Origin of the sequence: Streptomyces sp. NPDC059092 (genome assembly GCF_042756365.1) — a bacterium.
GTDB lineage: Bacteria > Actinomycetota > Actinomycetes > Streptomycetales > Streptomycetaceae > Streptomyces.
This window is the reverse complement of sequence record NZ_JBHZEJ010000009.1, coordinates 70741-87096: the sequence shown is the minus strand read 5'-3', so window position 1 is coordinate 87096 and position 16356 is coordinate 70741. Positions and strand designations below refer to the sequence as shown.

At 73.1% G+C, this 16356-nt stretch carries 16 protein-coding genes; 5 read left to right on the top strand and 11 right to left on the bottom strand.

Annotation, left to right across the window (positions count from 1 at the left end):
* Positions 1 to 19: 19 nt before the first annotated feature.
* Both ACFXPL_RS08285 and ACFXPL_RS08280 read right to left on the bottom strand, forming a co-directional pair.
* Entirely contained in the window at positions 20 to 391 is a 372-nt protein-coding gene (locus tag ACFXPL_RS08285) for an STAS domain-containing protein (protein ID WP_384914438.1), read from the bottom strand.
* A 145-nt stretch (positions 392 to 536) separates the two neighbouring features.
* A complete protein-coding gene (locus ACFXPL_RS08280; protein WP_384914435.1) occupies positions 537 to 1202 on the bottom strand; it encodes a TetR family transcriptional regulator in 666 nt (221 codons plus the stop codon).
* A gap of 230 nt (positions 1203 to 1432) precedes the next feature.
* Here ACFXPL_RS08280 and ACFXPL_RS08275 point away from each other — a divergent pair, with 230 nt between their 5' ends.
* The 4 genes from ACFXPL_RS08275 (at position 1433) to ACFXPL_RS08260 (ending at position 5606) form a co-directional block, all read left to right on the top strand.
* The gene (locus tag ACFXPL_RS08275) at positions 1433 to 2839 is read left to right on the top strand and encodes a glycosyltransferase family 4 protein (protein ID WP_384914432.1); all 1407 of its coding nucleotides are present in this window, start codon (positions 1433 to 1435) and stop codon (positions 2837 to 2839) included.
* Between the two features lie 82 nt (positions 2840 to 2921).
* Complete coding sequence (locus ACFXPL_RS08270; protein WP_384914429.1) at positions 2922 to 3692, top strand: methyltransferase domain-containing protein; 771 nt, start codon at positions 2922 to 2924, stop codon at positions 3690 to 3692.
* A 2-nt stretch (positions 3693 to 3694) separates the two neighbouring features.
* Positions 3695 to 4789: a prenyltransferase gene (locus ACFXPL_RS08265; RefSeq protein ID WP_384914622.1), complete on the top strand. Its 1095-nt coding sequence runs from the start codon at positions 3695 to 3697 to the stop codon at positions 4787 to 4789.
* 196 nt (positions 4790 to 4985) lie between these two features.
* Positions 4986 to 5606, top strand: a complete 621-nt coding sequence (locus tag ACFXPL_RS08260) for a hypothetical protein (RefSeq protein WP_384914427.1) — start codon at positions 4986 to 4988, stop codon at positions 5604 to 5606.
* A gap of 84 nt (positions 5607 to 5690) precedes the next feature.
* On the opposite strand, the gene ACFXPL_RS08255 is transcribed toward ACFXPL_RS08260, so the two are convergent.
* The 4 genes from ACFXPL_RS08255 to ACFXPL_RS08240 all read right to left on the bottom strand — a co-directional run bounded on the left by ACFXPL_RS08255 (position 5691) and on the right by ACFXPL_RS08240 (position 10494).
* Positions 5691 to 6488 (bottom strand): hypothetical protein, encoded by a 798-nt coding sequence (locus ACFXPL_RS08255; RefSeq protein ID WP_384914424.1) that lies wholly within the window; start codon positions 6486 to 6488, stop codon positions 5691 to 5693.
* Between the two features lie 344 nt (positions 6489 to 6832).
* Positions 6833 to 7756, bottom strand: coding sequence for an N-acetylmuramoyl-L-alanine amidase (locus ACFXPL_RS08250; protein ID WP_384914421.1), 924 nt, complete (start codon positions 7754 to 7756; stop codon positions 6833 to 6835).
* Positions 7757 to 7833: 77 nt separating this feature from the next.
* The gene (locus ACFXPL_RS08245; protein ID WP_384914418.1) at positions 7834 to 8529 is read right to left on the bottom strand and encodes a class I SAM-dependent methyltransferase; all 696 of its coding nucleotides are present in this window, start codon (positions 8527 to 8529) and stop codon (positions 7834 to 7836) included.
* A gap of 147 nt (positions 8530 to 8676) precedes the next feature.
* Positions 8677 to 10494: an MFS transporter gene (locus ACFXPL_RS08240; RefSeq protein ID WP_384914415.1), complete on the bottom strand. Its 1818-nt coding sequence runs from the start codon at positions 10492 to 10494 to the stop codon at positions 8677 to 8679.
* 364 nt (positions 10495 to 10858) lie between these two features.
* Between ACFXPL_RS08240 and ACFXPL_RS08235 the strand changes: the two genes are divergently transcribed.
* A complete protein-coding gene (locus ACFXPL_RS08235) occupies positions 10859 to 12388 on the top strand; it encodes an MFS transporter (RefSeq protein WP_384914412.1) in 1530 nt (509 codons plus the stop codon).
* Between the two features lie 39 nt (positions 12389 to 12427).
* On the opposite strand, the gene ACFXPL_RS08230 is transcribed toward ACFXPL_RS08235, so the two are convergent.
* The 5 genes from ACFXPL_RS08230 to ACFXPL_RS08210 form a co-directional block, all read right to left on the bottom strand.
* The gene (locus ACFXPL_RS08230; protein ID WP_384914619.1) at positions 12428 to 13060 is read right to left on the bottom strand and encodes a response regulator; all 633 of its coding nucleotides are present in this window, start codon (positions 13058 to 13060) and stop codon (positions 12428 to 12430) included.
* Between the two features lie 78 nt (positions 13061 to 13138).
* Positions 13139 to 14353 carry a sensor histidine kinase gene (locus ACFXPL_RS08225; RefSeq protein WP_384914409.1) on the bottom strand — a complete coding sequence of 405 codons (1215 nt, stop codon included), beginning with the start codon at positions 14351 to 14353 and terminating at the stop codon, positions 13139 to 13141.
* Between the two features lie 11 nt (positions 14354 to 14364).
* A complete protein-coding gene (locus tag ACFXPL_RS08220; RefSeq protein ID WP_384914408.1) occupies positions 14365 to 14535 on the bottom strand; it encodes a hypothetical protein in 171 nt (56 codons plus the stop codon).
* A gap of 281 nt (positions 14536 to 14816) precedes the next feature.
* Positions 14817 to 14993, bottom strand: a complete 177-nt coding sequence (locus tag ACFXPL_RS08215; RefSeq protein WP_384914405.1) for a hypothetical protein — start codon at positions 14991 to 14993, stop codon at positions 14817 to 14819.
* Between the two features lie 59 nt (positions 14994 to 15052).
* A complete protein-coding gene (locus ACFXPL_RS08210; protein WP_384914402.1) occupies positions 15053 to 16228 on the bottom strand; it encodes a hypothetical protein in 1176 nt (391 codons plus the stop codon).
* Positions 16229 to 16356 lie beyond the last annotated feature (128 nt).

Sequence of the window (16356 nt, the reverse complement as noted above, 5' to 3'; positions counted from 1 at the left end):
CCGGCTGGAACCAAGGGAGTCAGAGGGCGTCGGGCCCCGTGGGGCCGGGCGTGGTGTCGCACGGGGCCGTCAGGTGGGCGAACGTGTGCGTGACGTCGAGAACCCGCCGTACCGGAGGCGAGCAGCGGAGCAGGGACAGGTCACCGCCCGCCCGGCGGCTCGCGCGGCGCTGGCTCAGGAGGAGGCCGAGGCCCGTGGAGTCCATGAACGGGACCTGGCTGAAGTCCACTTCGACGTACCGGTGTGCCAGCGGGGCCAGGGCGGCGAAGAGGTCGGGGCCCGTGTCGCAGTCCAGTTCACCGCTGACCTGCACCAGGACACGGTCCGGGCCGGTGACGATCTCGACGCTGAGAGGGACGTACGGCGGTACGGCAGAGATGGGGGACCTCACTCCTCCGGTGAACGGGCGGACGCAACGACCGAGCACGGTACACCGCCCGCTACGTGGAGTTGACGCCTCCTCACCCGTACGCACCCCTCAAGCCCGCGGGACGGCTCCATTCCGGCCCCGGACGGCCCACTCCACCGGGGTGCTTCTAGCCGGGCTCCGGGCCGCCGCGCGCCGTCAGGTCGAGCAGCCGGCTGGCCGTCTCGATGTCCGTCCGTACCTGCGCGACCGAGGCGCGGCCCGACAGCCAGGCGATCAGTGTGGCGTGCCAGGTGTGCTCGATGACCCGGACCGCGGAGAGCTGCTCCGGCGTCGGCTCCGGGGTCAGTGACCGCGTCCGGGCCGCGGCGGCGGTCCGGGGGGCGGTGTGGGGGGCCATCGCGTCCAGGATGATCGCAGTGGTCTGCCGCGACACCGTCTCCACCTCGTCGCTGACCCCCCGGTCCGCGAAGGTCAGCGCCCTGATCATCGCGTCCGCGAGCTGCGGGTCGCGCTGGAGCGAACGGAACGCCCGCAGCAGCGTCCCGGCGACCCGCTCCGACGGGCTGTCACCGGCCGGGGGCCGCTTGCGGAGCGTGGTGTGGAGCCGGTCGAGCTGGTCCTGCATCGTGGCGACGAGCAGATGGACCTTGGACGGGAAGTAGCGGTAGAGCGTGCCGAGCGCCACCTCCGCCTCCTCGGCGACCCCGCGCATCTGTACGGCGTCGAACCCGCCCCGGCAGGCGAGCCGTGTCGTGGCGTCCAGGATGCGCCGCCGCCGTGCCTCCTGGCGTTCCGTCAGCGCGGTCGTACAGCGGCGCGAGGCCGTTGCCATCGGTGCCGCTCCCTTCGAACCTCTGCGGGTCGAACCTTTACGGGCGCACAGCATGGCAGACGCCCGCCGTGGCGCGAATCACCTGTTCCGGCGGGTACACCGACGCTACCTGCCGGTAGATTCGATGGCTGTGGGCGGCCGGGTCTGAAACTTGTTCTAGATTGTCGACAGCGGCTACGCTCCGGCGACATTGCCCACAACGGAGAGCGCAGCGATGAAGGGGGCCGAGTGTGACCGCTGAGGCCATAGCGGCGGGCACCGGGCCGGAATCCCAGGACGACCGGGGCGCCGAGGACGGCGGAGGCGACGGCGAACGGCCCCTGCGCATCGCCCTCCTCAGCTACAAGGGCAACCCCTTCTGCGGCGGACAGGGCGTCTACGTACGCCACCTCTCCCGCGAACTCGCCCGCCTCGGCCACAGCGTCGAGGTCATCGGCGCCCAGCCCTACCCCGTACTCGACGAGGGCGTACCCCTCACCGAGCTGGCCAGCCTCGACCTCTACCGGCAGCCCGACCCGTTCCGTACGCCGCGCCGCGCCGAGTTCCGGGACTGGATCGACGCCGTCGAGGTCGCCACCATGTGGACCGGTGGCTTCCCCGAGCCGCTGACCTTCTCGCTCCGCGCCCGCCGCCATCTCGCCGCCCGCGCCGGACAGTTCGACGTCGTCCACGACAACCAGACCCTCGGGTACGGGCTGCTCGGCGACCTCGGCGCACCCCTGGTCACCACCATCCACCACCCCATCACCGTCGACCGGCGGCTCGACCTGGCCGCCGCCGAGGACTGGCGCCGCCGGGCCTCCGTACGCCGCTGGTACGGCTTCACCCGCATGCAGAAGCGGGTCGCGCGCCGGCTGCCGTCCGTCCTCACCGTCTCCGGCTCCTCCCGGCAGGAGATCACCGACCACCTCGGGGTGCGGGCGGACCGGATCGAGGTCGTGCACATCGGCGCCGACACGGAGCTGTTCTCGCCGGACCCCGCCGTGGCGGAGATCCCCGGCCGGATCGTCACCACCTCCAGCGCGGACGTCCCGCTCAAGGGCCTCGTCCACCTCGTCGAGGCGCTGGCCAAGCTCCGTACCGAACACCCCGACGCCCACCTCGTCGTGGTCGGCAGACGCGCCGAGGACGGCCCGGTCGCGCAGGCCATCGAACGGTACGGGCTCGAAGGCGCCGTCGAGTTCGTCAAGGGCATCTCCGACGCCGAACTGGTCGACCTGGTGCGGAGCGCGCGGATCGCGTGCGTGCCGTCCCTGTACGAGGGCTTCTCGCTGCCCGCCGCCGAGGCCATGGCCACGGGCACCCCGCTCGTCGCCACCACCGGCGGGGCGATCCCCGAGGTCGCCGGGGCCGACGGGGAGACCTGCCTCGCCGTGCCGCCGGGCGACGCGGGCGCGCTCGCCGCCGCGCTCGGGCGGCTGCTCGACGACGCGGAGCTGCGCGCCCGGCTGGGCGCGGCGGGCCGTGAGCGGGTGCTCGCGCGGTTCACCTGGGCGAGGGCCGCGCAGGGGACGGCCGAACTGTACCGCGAGGCCATCGCCCGGCAGGGGCACGGGAGACGGGGCCCCGGGGCCGCCGTGTCCGCGCCCGCCGCCACCGTACGGTCCGACGCGCCCCCCGGCGGCGGACGCCGCTGATGGCCGGCCCGTACGCCCGTACCCGCCTCCCCCGCCACCCTCGCCACCTCCGCCCCCTCGACCGCGAAAGCAGGACGACCCTGTGCTGACCGTCGACTTCACCCGCTTCCCGCTCGCCGCGGGCGACCGCGTGCTCGATCTGGGGTGCGGCGCGGGCCGGCACGCCTTCGAGTGCTACCGGCGCGGCGCTCAGGTCGTGGCCCTCGACCGGAACGGCGAGGAGATCCGCGAGGTGGCCAAGTGGTTCGCCGCGATGAAGGCGGAGGGCGAGGTTCCGCGGGGCGCCACGGCCACCGCCATGGAGGGCGACGCGCTCAACCTGCCGTTCCCCGACGCGTCGTTCGACGTCGTGATCATCTCCGAGGTGATGGAGCACATCCCCGACGACAAGGGCGTGCTCGCCGAGATGGTCCGGGTCCTGCGCCCCGGCGGCCGGATCGCCGTCACCGTCCCGCGCTACGGCCCCGAGAAGGTGTGCTGGGCGCTCTCCGACGCGTACCACGAGGTCGAGGGCGGCCACATCCGCATCTACAAGGCGGACGAACTGCTCGGCAGGATGCGGGAGGCCGGACTCAAGCCGTACGGCACCCACCACGCGCACGCGCTGCACGCGCCGTACTGGTGGCTCAAGTGCGCCTTCGGGGTCGACAACGACCGGGCGCTGCCGGTCCGCGCTTACCACAAGCTGCTGGTCTGGGACATCATGAAGAAGCCCGCCGCCACCCGGGTCGCGGAACAGCTCCTCAACCCCGTCGTCGGCAAGAGCTTCGTGGCGTACGCGACCAAACCGCACCTGCCCGCGCCCGGCGCGCCGGCGCCTTCGGTAGACGCCTCAGCGGCGGCCCTCAAGTGACCCTGCCCGGCCGCGGTCCCGGCCCGGGTGCCACCGAACACCTCGTCCTGCCCGGCGTGCTCACCGCGGAGGAGGCCGCGCAGACCGTGGCCGGGATCCTCGCCGTACAGCGGCCCGACGGCGCGATCCCCTGGTTCCGCGGACACCACCTCGACCCGTGGGACCACACCGAGGCGGCCATGGCGCTGGACGCGTCGGGCGAGCACGAGGCGGCGGCGCGGGCGTACGACTGGCTGGCCCGGCGCCAGAACGAGGACGGGTCCTGGTACGCGGCCTACGCCGACGCGGACCGCGAGGTGAGCCTCCCCGCCGACGCCGGCCGGGAGACCAACTTCTGCGCGTACCCGGTCGTCGGCATCTGGCACCACTACCTGGCCACCGGCGACGACGCGTTCCTCGACCGGATGTGGCCCGTCGTCCACGCGGCCGTCGAGTTCGTCCTCGAACTCCAGCGGCCCGGCGGCCAGATCGGCTGGAAGCGCGAGGCGGACGGCACCCCGCTCGACGACGCGCTGCTGACGGGCAGTTCCTCGGTGCACCAGGCGCTGCGCTGCGCGCTCGCGATCGCCGAGGAGCGCGAGGAGCCGCAGCCCGACTGGGAATTGGCGGCCGGCGCGCTCGCGCACGCGATCCGCGACCATCCCGAGCGGTTCCTCGACAAGAGCCGGTACTCGATGGACTGGTACTACCCGGTGCTCGGAGGTGCCGTGACCGGAGCACCGGCCACGGCCCGGATCGAGGCGGGCTGGGAGCGCTTCGTCGTGCCGGGACTCGGGGTGCGCTGCGTCCTGCCCAACCCCTGGGTGACGGGCGGCGAGAGCTGTGAACTCGCCCTGGCGCTCTGGGTGATGGGGGAGTCCGACCGCGCCCTGGAAGTGCTCCAGTCCATCCAGCACCTGCGCGCGGACGGCGGGATGTACTGGACGGGGTACGTCTTCGAGGGCGACGAGCGCGGCATGTGGCCGGAGGAGCTGACCACGTGGACGGCCGGCTCACTGCTGCTGGCGGTGGCCGCTCTGGGCGGCGACGAGGCGACGACCGCCGTCTTCAGCGGCGAGCGGCTGCCGCACGGCCTGGAACCGGACTGCTGCCGCTGACCTGAGCGCCTGTGGTGCGGCTGCCGGTGCCGGTGCCGCTGCTGTCGTCGGCCGCCGCTGCCGCTGCCGCCGCTGTCGCCGCTGTCGGCCGGGGAGCCCGCGCCGTCACCGGCCGGGGAGACCCGAACGGCCCAGTCCGTGTGGCGGCGGGGCCGGGCGCCGGTGAGGCTACAGGCAGTCTGCCAGGGAGGTTCCCATGTCCGACACCCCTCACATACCGGGCGCACCCCGCGTCACGGTGCGCCGCGCCGCACTGGCCCTGCTGCTCTCCTGCGCCCTGCTGCTGACGACGGCCGCGTGCGGGGGCGCCTCGTCCCCCCGTGCCGGGAAGGCCGCAGCGGCCGCCCAGGCGACACCGGCCGCCGAGGTGGCGGCGGCCTCGCCCACCAGCTCCGCCGAGAAGCAGAAGTTCGCCAAGACCCGCTTCGTCGCCAACGCCGGGCTCGCGGCCGGGGCGACGTACCAGTGGATCGTCAAGCCGTACAAGGCGGGCAAGTTCAAGAAGGGCGCGAGCGGGCGGAAGTTCGCCCTGGTCAAGGCGGCTCTCGCCGGGGCCTTCACCTACAACAGGCTCAAGGCGGCGTCCAAGAACGCCAAGGGCGATCCGCTGCTGTCCAAGGCCGTGGCACCGCTGACGGCCGGGATCGCCTCGCTGAAGGGGCTCGCGACGAAGCTCCGCAAGGGCGACGCGAACGGCTCGGACATCAGCAGCTTCGAGAAGTCCATCACCGGCATCAAGAGCGCCGGCGACAGTGCGGGCGCGCCGGTGAAGGACAAGGTGCCCTCGCTGTCGCAGCTCAGCAGCGGCGCCGGCTGACCGGCGGTACGTACGCGGAAGGCCCCGGCCCGGAACGAGAAGTTCCGTGCCAGGGCCTCTTCCGTACGCCTGAAGGGCGAGCGGTCAGCCGCGCTGGATGCCCGAGGTGTCCTGGAGAACGCCGCGGCGGCCGTCCTGCGTCTGGGCCACCAGGCTGGGGCCGCGCTGCTCGACCGCCAAGTACCAGGTACCCGGCGCGAGTTCGGCGATCGGGGACGGCGAGCCGTCCTCACCGAAGAGCGGACGCGCCACCGGTACGGCGAACCAGAACGGCGCGAAGTCGCCCGCCGGAGCCGCCCCGGCCCCCGACGGCTGGGCCTGCTGCGCGGCCGGCTGGGCACCGCCGTACGGCTGCGGCTGTCCCTGCGTACCGAACGGCTGCGGGCCGCCCGGATAGCCGTACCCCTGGCCCGGGCCGCCCGGGCCGCCCGGGGCTCCGCCGTACGGCTGCGGCGTCTGCGGCTTCGGGGGGCCGACGAGGGCGACCTTCAGCGCGGGGACGAGCGGGCCCGCCACAGCGGCGCCGGCGAGGGCCAGGGCGCTGAAGAAGCCGAGGATCTGACCGCCACCGGCACGGCCGTCACCGAGCAGGTACCAGAGCGAGGTCCACGCCACGAAGAGGGCGAGCGCGACACCGAGTTGACCGAGGTCCAGACCCGCGATCTTCTTCGGGACCTGGGGGAGTGCGCGCGAGAGGACGATCAGGGCCGCGGCGATGACACCGGCGATGTGGACGCTCATCACGACGCCGAGGATGTCCCATGCCTTCGGCCCGCTGCTGAAGCTCGTCGAGTCGTAGAAATTGAGGAACGAGGCGATGAACAGCAACACCGCTGCTCCGATCACCACGCCGTCGCCTCTAGTGAGGGAGCGGATGTTCACGTGAAGAATCCTTCGTCAGTCGTCTCGTCGGGGCGGTCGTCGCGGGCCGCTCATGGCGCGGTGCACGGTGCGAAGCTCGGGGGCGGCTCCCTATCGTACGGATGAATCTATCGTCTGCCAGATCGGGTCGTCTGCCGGGTATCTGGCCTGCTACCGGGCCGTTACGAGGGTCCGTTATGCGGTTCCGCGACATCGAAGGGCCGTCCCGGGCCCCGCTTCCGTCCCCTCCGTGACGTGCGCACCAACCGCCTCACCGATTGCCGCGCCAACTCCCTTCAGGATTTACTCAGCTACTCCCCGGCCACTCCCTCACAGTGGTCTCACAGCGATTCACTTCTTCTTCTTTACTTCTCCAGGAAACCTCTGATGCCGGCCGCCAGACCCCGTGCCGCTTTCTGTCGCCATTCCGCGTCGGACAACAGTGCGGCGTCGGCCGAATCCTGCATATTGCCGCACTCGACGAAGACCTTCGGGACGGTCGAAAGGTTGAGACCGCCGAGATCGTCGCGGGTGTCCAACCCCGTACCGTCGCCGAGGTAGTTGGCCGGAGCGCTGCCGGTTTCCCGGCGGAGGTCGACGACGATGCGCTCGCCGAGTTCGCGGGAGGGGCCGACGATCGCGGCGGTGTCCGCGGCGCCACCCTTGACCAGGGCGGGCAGGATGACGTGGAAGCCGCGGTTGCCGGGCGCGGAGCCGTCGGCGTGCACGGAGACGACGGCGTCGGCCTTCGCCTTGTTGCCGATACGGGCGCGCTCGTCCACGCAGGGTCCGTACGGGCGGTCGTCGTCGTGCGTGAAGGTGACCGTGGCGCCCTGCCGCGCGAGCAGTGTGCGCAGCCGCCGGGAGACATCCAGGGTGAACTCGGCCTCCGCGTAGTCCGACTTGGTGGCGGTGCCGGTGGTGTCGCACTCCTTGGTGGCCGTGCCGATGTCGACCTTCTTGTTGATCTCGGCGGTGTGGTCCCGGTTACGGGGGTTGTGGCCCGGGTCGATGACCACGACCTTGCCGGCGAGCGGCCCGGCCGGACCGGCGCCGCCGTCACCGGCTTCGCCCCTGGCGCCGGGGTCGGTGGGGGAGGCGGGCGCGGAGGCGGAGGCGGCGGGTCCGGCGGCCGTCGCGGCGGAGGCGCCGGCGCCGTCGGATCCGCCCGTCCCCTGCCACACGAGCCACCCCGCCAGGCCGGTCGGCACCAGTGCGGCGACCGCGACGGTGAGGTGGCGCCTGCCGAAGCGGCGGCGTGCGGGCTGCGGGCTCTCGTCGTACGACACGTCGCGATGCTAGACGCCCCACGGGTCGATCGGGGGCAGGTCGGGCCCCTGGGGCGGTCAGGGACCCCTCCGACGGGTCAGAGCCCGTCGGCTCCCGGTGCCGTACGCCGCAGCACGCGCAGGCTGTCGGTCACCGACACCTCGGTGAAGTCGCCGGAGGCGAGGGCCCGGAGCCAGACGCGGTACGGCGCCTGGCCGCCGTCCGCCGGGTCGGGGAACACGTCGTGGATGACGAGCAGCCCGCCCTCGGCGACCCGCGGGGCCCACCCCTCGTAGTCGCCGCCCGCGTGCTCGTCGGTGTGGCCGCCGTCGATGAAGACGAGGCCGAACCGCCCGTCGCCCCAGGCGCGCGCCACCCGCGGCGAGCGGCCGACGACCGCGATCACCTGGTCCTCAAGACCGGCCCGGTGGAGGACGGAGCGGAAGACGGGGAGCGTGTCCATCAGTCCGGAGCCGGGGTCGACCAGCTCCGTGTCGTGGTACTCCCAGCCCTCCTGCTGCTCCTCGCTGCCGCGGTGGTGGTCCACGGTGACGACGACGGTGTCCGCCTCGCGCGCCGCCGCGGCCAGCAGCAGCGTGGAGCGCCCGCAGTACGTGCCGATCTCCAGGAGCGGCAGTCCGAGCGCACCGGCCCCGACGGCCGCCGCGTACAGGGCGAGCCCCTCGTGGACGGGCATGAACCCCTTCGCCGCCTCGAAGGCGGCGAGGACGTCCGGCGCGGGTCCGGGCGCGGGCGCTGCGGACGGTTCGGCCGCCGCGGACGTTCCGGTCATGGGGATTCTCTCCTCGGACGGATCCGGCGGTGTGTCAGGTGCCGGGCGCGTCCATGGTGCCGTACGGCCGCGACTGTACCGGGGCCGGGGCCGGGACCCCGACCGTGCCCCCGGCCGGGGTACGGTCCGGGCGCGCGGCCCCGGGCGTCAGGACGTGACCGCGGAGCTGTGCTCCTGCGCGCCCTGCCCCTGCCCCTGTGCCTCTCCCCGGCCCAGGGGCAGGTCGACCGTGACCGCCACCCCGTCGCCCCGGTACTCCGCCGGGCACGCGTGCGACGCGTACCCCGAGGCCGTACCCGCCAGGACGTAGGGCCCGGCGCCCGGCGGCAGCAGCGTGTAGCGGCCCTCCGCGTCGGCCGTGGTGCGGCCCGCCTGCCGGCCGCGCCGGTCGATCAGCGTGACGTTCGCCCGCGCGACCGGCGCGCCGTCCGCGTCGAGTACCCGCCCGGTGAAGCCGCCGGAGCCGGCGACCAGGGTGGTCCGGTGCTCGACCGCCGGGTACCCGGGCTCCTCGCCGACGGCCGAGGGCTCCGGCCGGAGCGCGGACCGCTGACCGGGCAGGAACGCCGCCAGCACCAGGCCGATCAGCACCGCGCCGGTGGCGATCATGAACGAGATGCGGAAGCCGTGCATCGACGGCAGCGCCGCCCCGCCCGTCCGGACCGAGGTGTGGGCCAGCACCATGCCGATCACCGCGCTCGACATCGACGTGCCGATGGAGCGCATCAGGGTGTTCAGACCGTTGGCCGCACCGGTCTCCGACGGGTCGACGGCGCCGATGATCAGGGCGGGGAGCGAGGAGTACGCGAGTCCGATGCCCGCGCCGAGGACGACCGAGATGACCACGGTCTGCCAGGCGGCGTTCATCAGGCCGAGGCCCGCTCCGTACCCCAGCGCGATGATCAGCATGCCGATGATCAGCGTGACCTTCGGGCCGCGGCGGGCCGAGATCCGCGCGTACAGCGGCGCGGTGAGCATCATCGTCAGGCCGAGCGGGGCCACGCACAGACCCGCGACCACCATCGACTGGCCCAGGCCGTAACCGGTCGAGGCGGGGAGCTGGAGGAGCTGCGGCAGGACGAGCGTGACCGCGTAGAAGGCCACCCCGATCATGATCGAGGCGAGGTTGGTGAGCAGCACCTCACGGCGCGCGCTGGTGCGCAGGTCGACCAGCGGGGCGGCGCTGCGCAGCTCCATCACGCCCCACAGCAGCAGGATGGCGGCGGACAGGCCGAAGAGTCCGAGCGTGGTGCCGGAGGTCCAGCCCCAGTCGCTGCCCTTGGTGACCGGCAGCAGCAGGGAGACGAGCCCGGCGGAGAGTCCGAGCGCGCCGAGCCAGTCGAAGGTGCCGGGTGCGCGTACGGAGGACTCCGGTACGAAGGCGACGGTGAGCCCGATCGACAGCGTGCCGAGACCGGCGGCGGCGAAGAACAGGGCGTGCCAGTCGGCGTTCTGGGCGATCAGCGCCGCGACGGGCATGGCGAGTCCGCCGCCCACGCCGATGGACGAGCTCATCAGCGCCATGGCCGAGCCGAGCTTCTCGCGCGGCAGCTCGTCACGCATGATGCCGATGCCGAGGGGTATCGCGCCCATGGCGAAGCCCTGGAGCGCCCTGCCGACGATCATGATCACCAGGTCGTCGGTGACACCGCAGATCAGCGAGCCGACCACCATGACGGCGAGGCTGACGAGCAGCATGCGCCGCTTGCCGTAGAGATCGCCGAGCCGCCCCATGATCGGGGTGGCGACCGCGCCCGCGAGGAGGGTCGCCGTCATGACCCAGGTGGCGTTGGCGGGCGAGGTGCCCAGAAGGGTGGGCAGGTCCTTGATGACGGGAACGAGCAGGGTCTGCATCACCGCGACGGTGATGCCCGCGAAGGCGAGGACGGGGACGATGCCGCCGGCTTTGCGGGGTCGCGGATCCGGGAGACCCCCGGCGTGCTGATCGGTCGTCGTCTGCGGCATACGTGCGGCCTCCGGGGCAGAAAAAAGAAAAAGGGTGTGTACAAAGGGGCGTACAAGGGGAGTGCGGGGGGTGCGTACACGCGTGTGTACGGCTTCGGTGCTGGTGGCGCTGGTACGGGTCGTTCGTGCGGGTCAGACGTGCGGCGTGGGGGTGCGGACCCCGGCGCGGTCCTTGACACGACCGGGCCGGCCGTCAAGTGCGTGCACTATGAAAGCTTCTCAGTGCAACCCGGGCCGCCGCTGCCGTATTCCGGCTCCGGCGGCCATATTCCGGTAAACGCTGTGTGAACGGATCGGCCTCGCCTCGCCGGAGCCCACGTCCCCGGCGAAATATCCATGTACGGGGCACTCGTCTGCTGCGACCATGACGGCCATGGTCCGAGCCTCCTCAGAGCCAGATTCCCCATCGAAAACTGACGCCGACTCCATATCCGCCGCTCCCCCACCCGCCGCTCCCGGATCCGCCGCTCCCCCACCCCGCGCTCCCGGATCCGCCGCTCCCGAGGGCGGGAGACCGGGGGCCCGCACCTGGGCCGTGATCCTGGCCGCCTGCGCCGGACAGTTCCTCGTCGTCCTCGACGTGTCGGTGGTCAACGTCGCCCTGCCGTCCATGCGCGCGGACCTCGGGCTCTCCGCCCCCGGGCTTCAATGGGTCCTCAACGCCTACGCCATCGCCTTCGCCGGCTTCATGCTGCTCGGCGGGCGCGCGGCCGACCTCTTCGGCCGGAAGCGGACCTTCCTGGCCGGGCTCGCGGTCTTCACGCTCGCTTCCGCGGCCGGCGGATTGGCCCAGGAGGGGTGGCAGTTGATCGCCGCCCGCGCGGTACAGGGGCTCGGCGCGGCCGTACTGGCCCCCGCGACCCTCACCATTCTCACCTCGGCCGTGCCCGCCGGCGCCGCCAGGACCCGCGCGATCGGCACCTGGACGGCGGTCGGCGCGGGCGGCGGTGCGGCGGGCGGTCTGGTCGGCGGCCTCCTCACCGACCTGCTCTCCTGGCGCTGGGTGCTGCTGATCAACGTGCCGGTCGGCGTCCTGGTCCTGGCGGGCGCCGCGCTCTGGCTGACCGAGTCCAGGGCCGTCGCGGGCCGCCGCCTCGACCTGCCGGGCGCGGTACTGGTCACGACCGGGCTCGCGGCGGTGGCGTACGGCGTCGTGCAGACCGAGGAGCGCGGCTGGGGCCGGGCGCCGACGCTGCTGCCGCTGCTGGGCGGAGTGCTGCTGCTCGGCGTGTTCGTACTGGTGGAGGCGCGGACCAGGGAGGCGCTGATGCCGCTGGGGCTGTTCCGTATCCGGGCTGTGTCGGCGGCCAACGCGGCGCTGTTCGTCTGCGGCACGGCCTCCTTCAGCATGTGGTTCTTCATGACGGTGTACGCCCAGAACGTCCTGGGCTACACACCGCTGGAAGCCGGGCTCGCGCTCGTCCCCAGCTCGCTGAGCGTGGTGCTCGGCTCGAAGCTCGCGCCCCGGCTGATGGCACGGACCGGGGCACGCGCCCTCGCGGTGACCGGAACGCTGGTGGCGGCGGCCGGCTTCGGCTGGCAGTCCACGATGACCGCCGACGGAACGTTCCTCTCGGCGATCCTCGGCCCCGGCATCCTGATGATGACCGGCCTGGGCCTGGCCACCACCCCGCTGGCCGCCCTCGCCACCGGGAGCGCCGCACCCGGCGACGCGGGCCTGGTCTCCGGGCTGGTCAACACGTCCCGCACGATGGGCGGCGCGCTCGGCCTGTCCGTCCTCTCCACGGTCGCCGCGTCCCGCACGGCGGGCGGCACGGGGCCACAGGAGCTGACCGAGGGGTACGCGCTCGCCTTCAGGACGGGGTGCGGGGTGCTGCTCGGGGCGGTGGCCCTGATGATGCTGTGGCTGCCACGCGCCTCGTCGGACGCATAGCTTCCGTCAGTCACGGACGCGCGTGACGGGGGCGGCCCGTCAGAGCCAGCCCTGACGGCGGGCCGCCCGTACGGCTTCCATACGGTTACGGGTGCCGGTCTTGCCGATCGCCGCCGACAGGTAGTTCCGCACCGTCGACTCGGACAGACGCAGCGCTCGCGCCATGTCCGCGACGGTCGCGCCGTCCACGGACGCGTTGAGCACGTCCCGCTCCCGCGCGGTGAGCGGGCTCGGGCCGGCGCTCAGCGCGGCGGCGGCCAGGGCGGGATCGATCACGGTCTCGCCCGTCAGCGCCCGGCGGATCGCGGCGGCCAGCTCCTCCACCGGGCCGTCCTTGACGAGGAACCCCGCCGCGCCCGCCTCCATCGCCCGCCGCAGATAACCGGGCCGGCCGAACGTGGTCAGGATCAGCACCCGGCACTCCGGCACCTCGGTGCGGAGCGCGGCGGCGGCGTCCAGCCCGCTCAGACCCGGCAGTTCGATATCGAGCAGCGCCACATCGGGACGCGAGGTGAGCGCCGCGTCCACGATCGCGTCACCCCGCGCCACCTGGGCCACCACCTCCATGTCCGCCTCCATCCCGAGCAGCAGGGCGAGGGCGCCCCGCAGCATGCCCTGGTCCTCGGCGAGGAGCACACGTACACACTTGGCCGGTCGCTGGTCCTCGGGCATCTCCGTCACGAGCACAGGTTAGGGCCGCGACCGCCCGCGGCGCTGTGACGACAGCGGCCCTGTGGACAACTCCCGGGCTCAGGTCCGCGCGGGCGCGTCGTCCAGCGGGCGCCCGGTGGCGGCGAGGGGGTCCACCGGCAGCACGGCGACGACCCGGAAGCCCGCCCCCGGAACTCCGCCCGCCCCGCGCGCCGGGCCCGCCTCCAGGGATCCGCCGACCGCCGCGAGGCGTTCGGTCAGCCCCTTCAGCCCCGTACCGCCCGCCCGCTCGCTCCCTCCGCCTTCCGCGGTCTCCGCGCTCTGCCCGGCGCCGCCCGTCCCGTCGTCGACGACCGTCAGCCGTACCCGCTCCGCCGTGCCGTCCACGGTGATCGTGCAGTGGGCCGCGCCGCTGTGCCGTACGGCGTTGGTGACCGCCTCGCGTACGACCCAGCCCAGCAGCACCTCCGCCTGGGGTTCCAGCGGCGGCCCCGACCGCCGCACGTCCGGTGCGATCCCGGCCGCGCTCAGCGCGGAGCGCGCCCGGTCCAGGTCCGTGGCGAGACTGCCCTCCCGGTAGCCGGTGACGGCCTCCCGGATCTCGGCCAGGGCCTGTCTGCCGACCGACTCGATGTCCGCGACCTGGCTCAGTGCCGCGTCCGGATCGCGCGACGCCAGCCTGCGGGCCGCCTCCGCCTTGATGACGATCACGGACATCGTGTGGCCCAGCAGATCGTGCAGATCGCGCGAGAACCGCAGCCGCTCCTGGTCCACCGCGGAACGGGCCAGCTCCAGGCGGGTGTCGCGCAGCTCCCTCACCGTCTCGGAGAGGGTGAGGAGCGCCGAGGTCACCATCATCGAGATGAACGTGCCGTACGCGATGCTGACCGCGCCCCACCCGTCGTGGTACGCGGCGGTGACCGCCGCGGCGGCGCTCACCAGGGCCCCCACCCAGGCCAGCGCGCGGCCCCGCAGCACACTGCCGCAGGCGAGCCCGAAGAGCGGGAGGAAGAGCAGCCAGCTTCCGCCGTAGGCCGCGGCGAGCCCGAAGGTCATCACGCCCATCGCGACGAGCGACCACCGGGTGGCGCGGCTGTCCCGGCTGGTCCGGTCGAAGGCGCGGAACACCACACTGATGTAGAGGGAGTTGAAGACCAGCAGACCGATACCGTCGAGCCAGGGGTTGGGCGTCCTGCCCTGCACGATGTTGGAGAAGGAGCCGAGCCCCAGCAGCAGCCAGGGCAGCAGGGCGTAACCGGACGGCGGTCCCGGCCGTCCCGCGCGCCGTCCCGTGCACCGCGTCTTCCTCACCATGACCCTCTTCATCACACGGTCCTCGCCGAGCCGCGGTACGGGAACACGGCGTACGAACCGAACAGCGGCGGCCGGCCGGGGAACGCCTCGATCGGGAACCAGGGCCCGCCGACCGGCGCGGCGGGCGGGGGAGTGCCTGAGGACAATGCGCCCGCGTACGGGCTGTCTGTTGTCTGCGTCATGCCGAAAACGGTACGGAGCGGCGCTGTTGCCCGGCAGAGTTGGATGTACGGACTCCGCCGGTACAAATGTCCTGTCCGGCAGGCGCGGGCGAGTGAGGGAGGCGGCGCTGTACGGACGCGCGCGCATCGCCACGTGAACGCCAGGGAGGCCGCCACGGGCGTTCCGCGGCGGCCTCCCGGCTGTACCTCGTGTGAGCCGTACCTCGTGTGAGCCGTACGCCGTGTGAGCTGTACGTCCTGTGAGCGGTACGTCGTGTGAGCGGGTCGGGGGACCCGGCCTGTCAGGCCGCGTTCCTGCCCTCGTTCTGGCGGCGGTGGCGGCCGTAGGCGGGAGGCGCGGAGTCCTCCGCCGGTGCCGCGGTGCCGCGGTGCTTGCCGAGACCGTCGTGGTCAACGCCGGCCGCGGTCGCCGTTCCCCGCGGCCGCTGCTGCGTGGTGTCGGTTCGGGTATCAGACATGTGGGAATCCACCCCGCTGTGTTCGCTTGCTGATCATCTGGCACAGGGCCCGGAAGAGTCTAACCAGGTGCCCCACGTCCGGTGAGAGGCGCCTGTTGCAACGGAACCGGCCTGCACATGGCAGGAGTCCGTGGAGCGCCGGACGGTTCCCCCTCGGCCGATTCCGTTCGATCGGACTGCGCCGATTCCATGACCCTGTACTCGTCCGGAGGGGCGGCGGACACCGGCGCGTCCACCGGCGCGTCCACCGGCGCTCGGAGGGACGCCACCCCGCACGGCACCGCGTCCGTCGCGTACGGCAGCCGCAGCACCCCCTCCCGGGTCCACAGCCCGGCCCCCGGCAGCCACCCCCGCGGCGCGGGCCACTCGTGGAGCTGACGGCCCGCCGGGCGCCACACCCCCACCCAGCTCCCCGCTGCGCCGTCGATCCGCAGCCCCACCGCGCAGCTCTCCGGCATCAGCACCTGGCCCGGCTGCACGGCGAAGGGCGTCACCGCCCGGTCGGCGAGCAGCAGGCACTCGGGGAACCGCACGGGTCGGTGGCTCCCCAGCACCCCCCAGCCCAGCCGGTCGTGGCCGGGGGCGTCGGAGCGGATCAGCAGCAGCCCGCTGTCCGGATCCGCCAGCAGCAGACGGTCGTTGCTCTCCTCCGTGATCTGGAGCAGCGGCGTCACCTCACCGCCCCGCGCCAGATCCACGGCGACGGCCTTGACCACGCCGTCCGTCTCCCGGTCGAGCGCCAGTATCCGCCCCGTACGGTCGAGCCAGACCCCGCCCGCGCACCTCCCCGGCACCTCGGCGACCCGCTCAGGGCCGAACGCGCCGCCCGCCACCAGCCAGACCGTGGTCGAGCGGGCGCCCGCCGACAGGGCGTACGCGCGCCGGCCGTCCGGCGACGGCGGCAGCAGCGTCAGCTCCGGGCTCCGCACCGTGCCCACCGGGAGCTGCCCCGTCCCCGGCCCGGTCGGGTACAGCAGCGAGAGATCGTGCCGGTCCGCGACCCAGCGGCGCACCAGCACCCGCCCGTCGGTCAGCGGCAGCACCTCCGTGTCGGGCTCCTCGGGCTGGTCGAGGGGGAGCGGCACGGCATACGGCTCGGGTCCGTCGAGGGTCCACCGCTCCGGGAACCACGCGTCCCCGGTGCCTCCCCTGAGGGCCAGCCGCGCGGCGTACGCCCCGTCCGCCGTGACCGTGAATTCCGTGGGCCCCGCCGTCTCGACAGCACAGGCAGTCATCGATCCGTTCACCTCCGGCGAAGAAGCTAGTTTTCGTACTTCCTGCCGAACAACACGAGACCTCTCACTTCACACATAAGGGTGGCCGTCGCACGATTCGACTGAAAGTGCGGGGGCGGGTGTGCTGC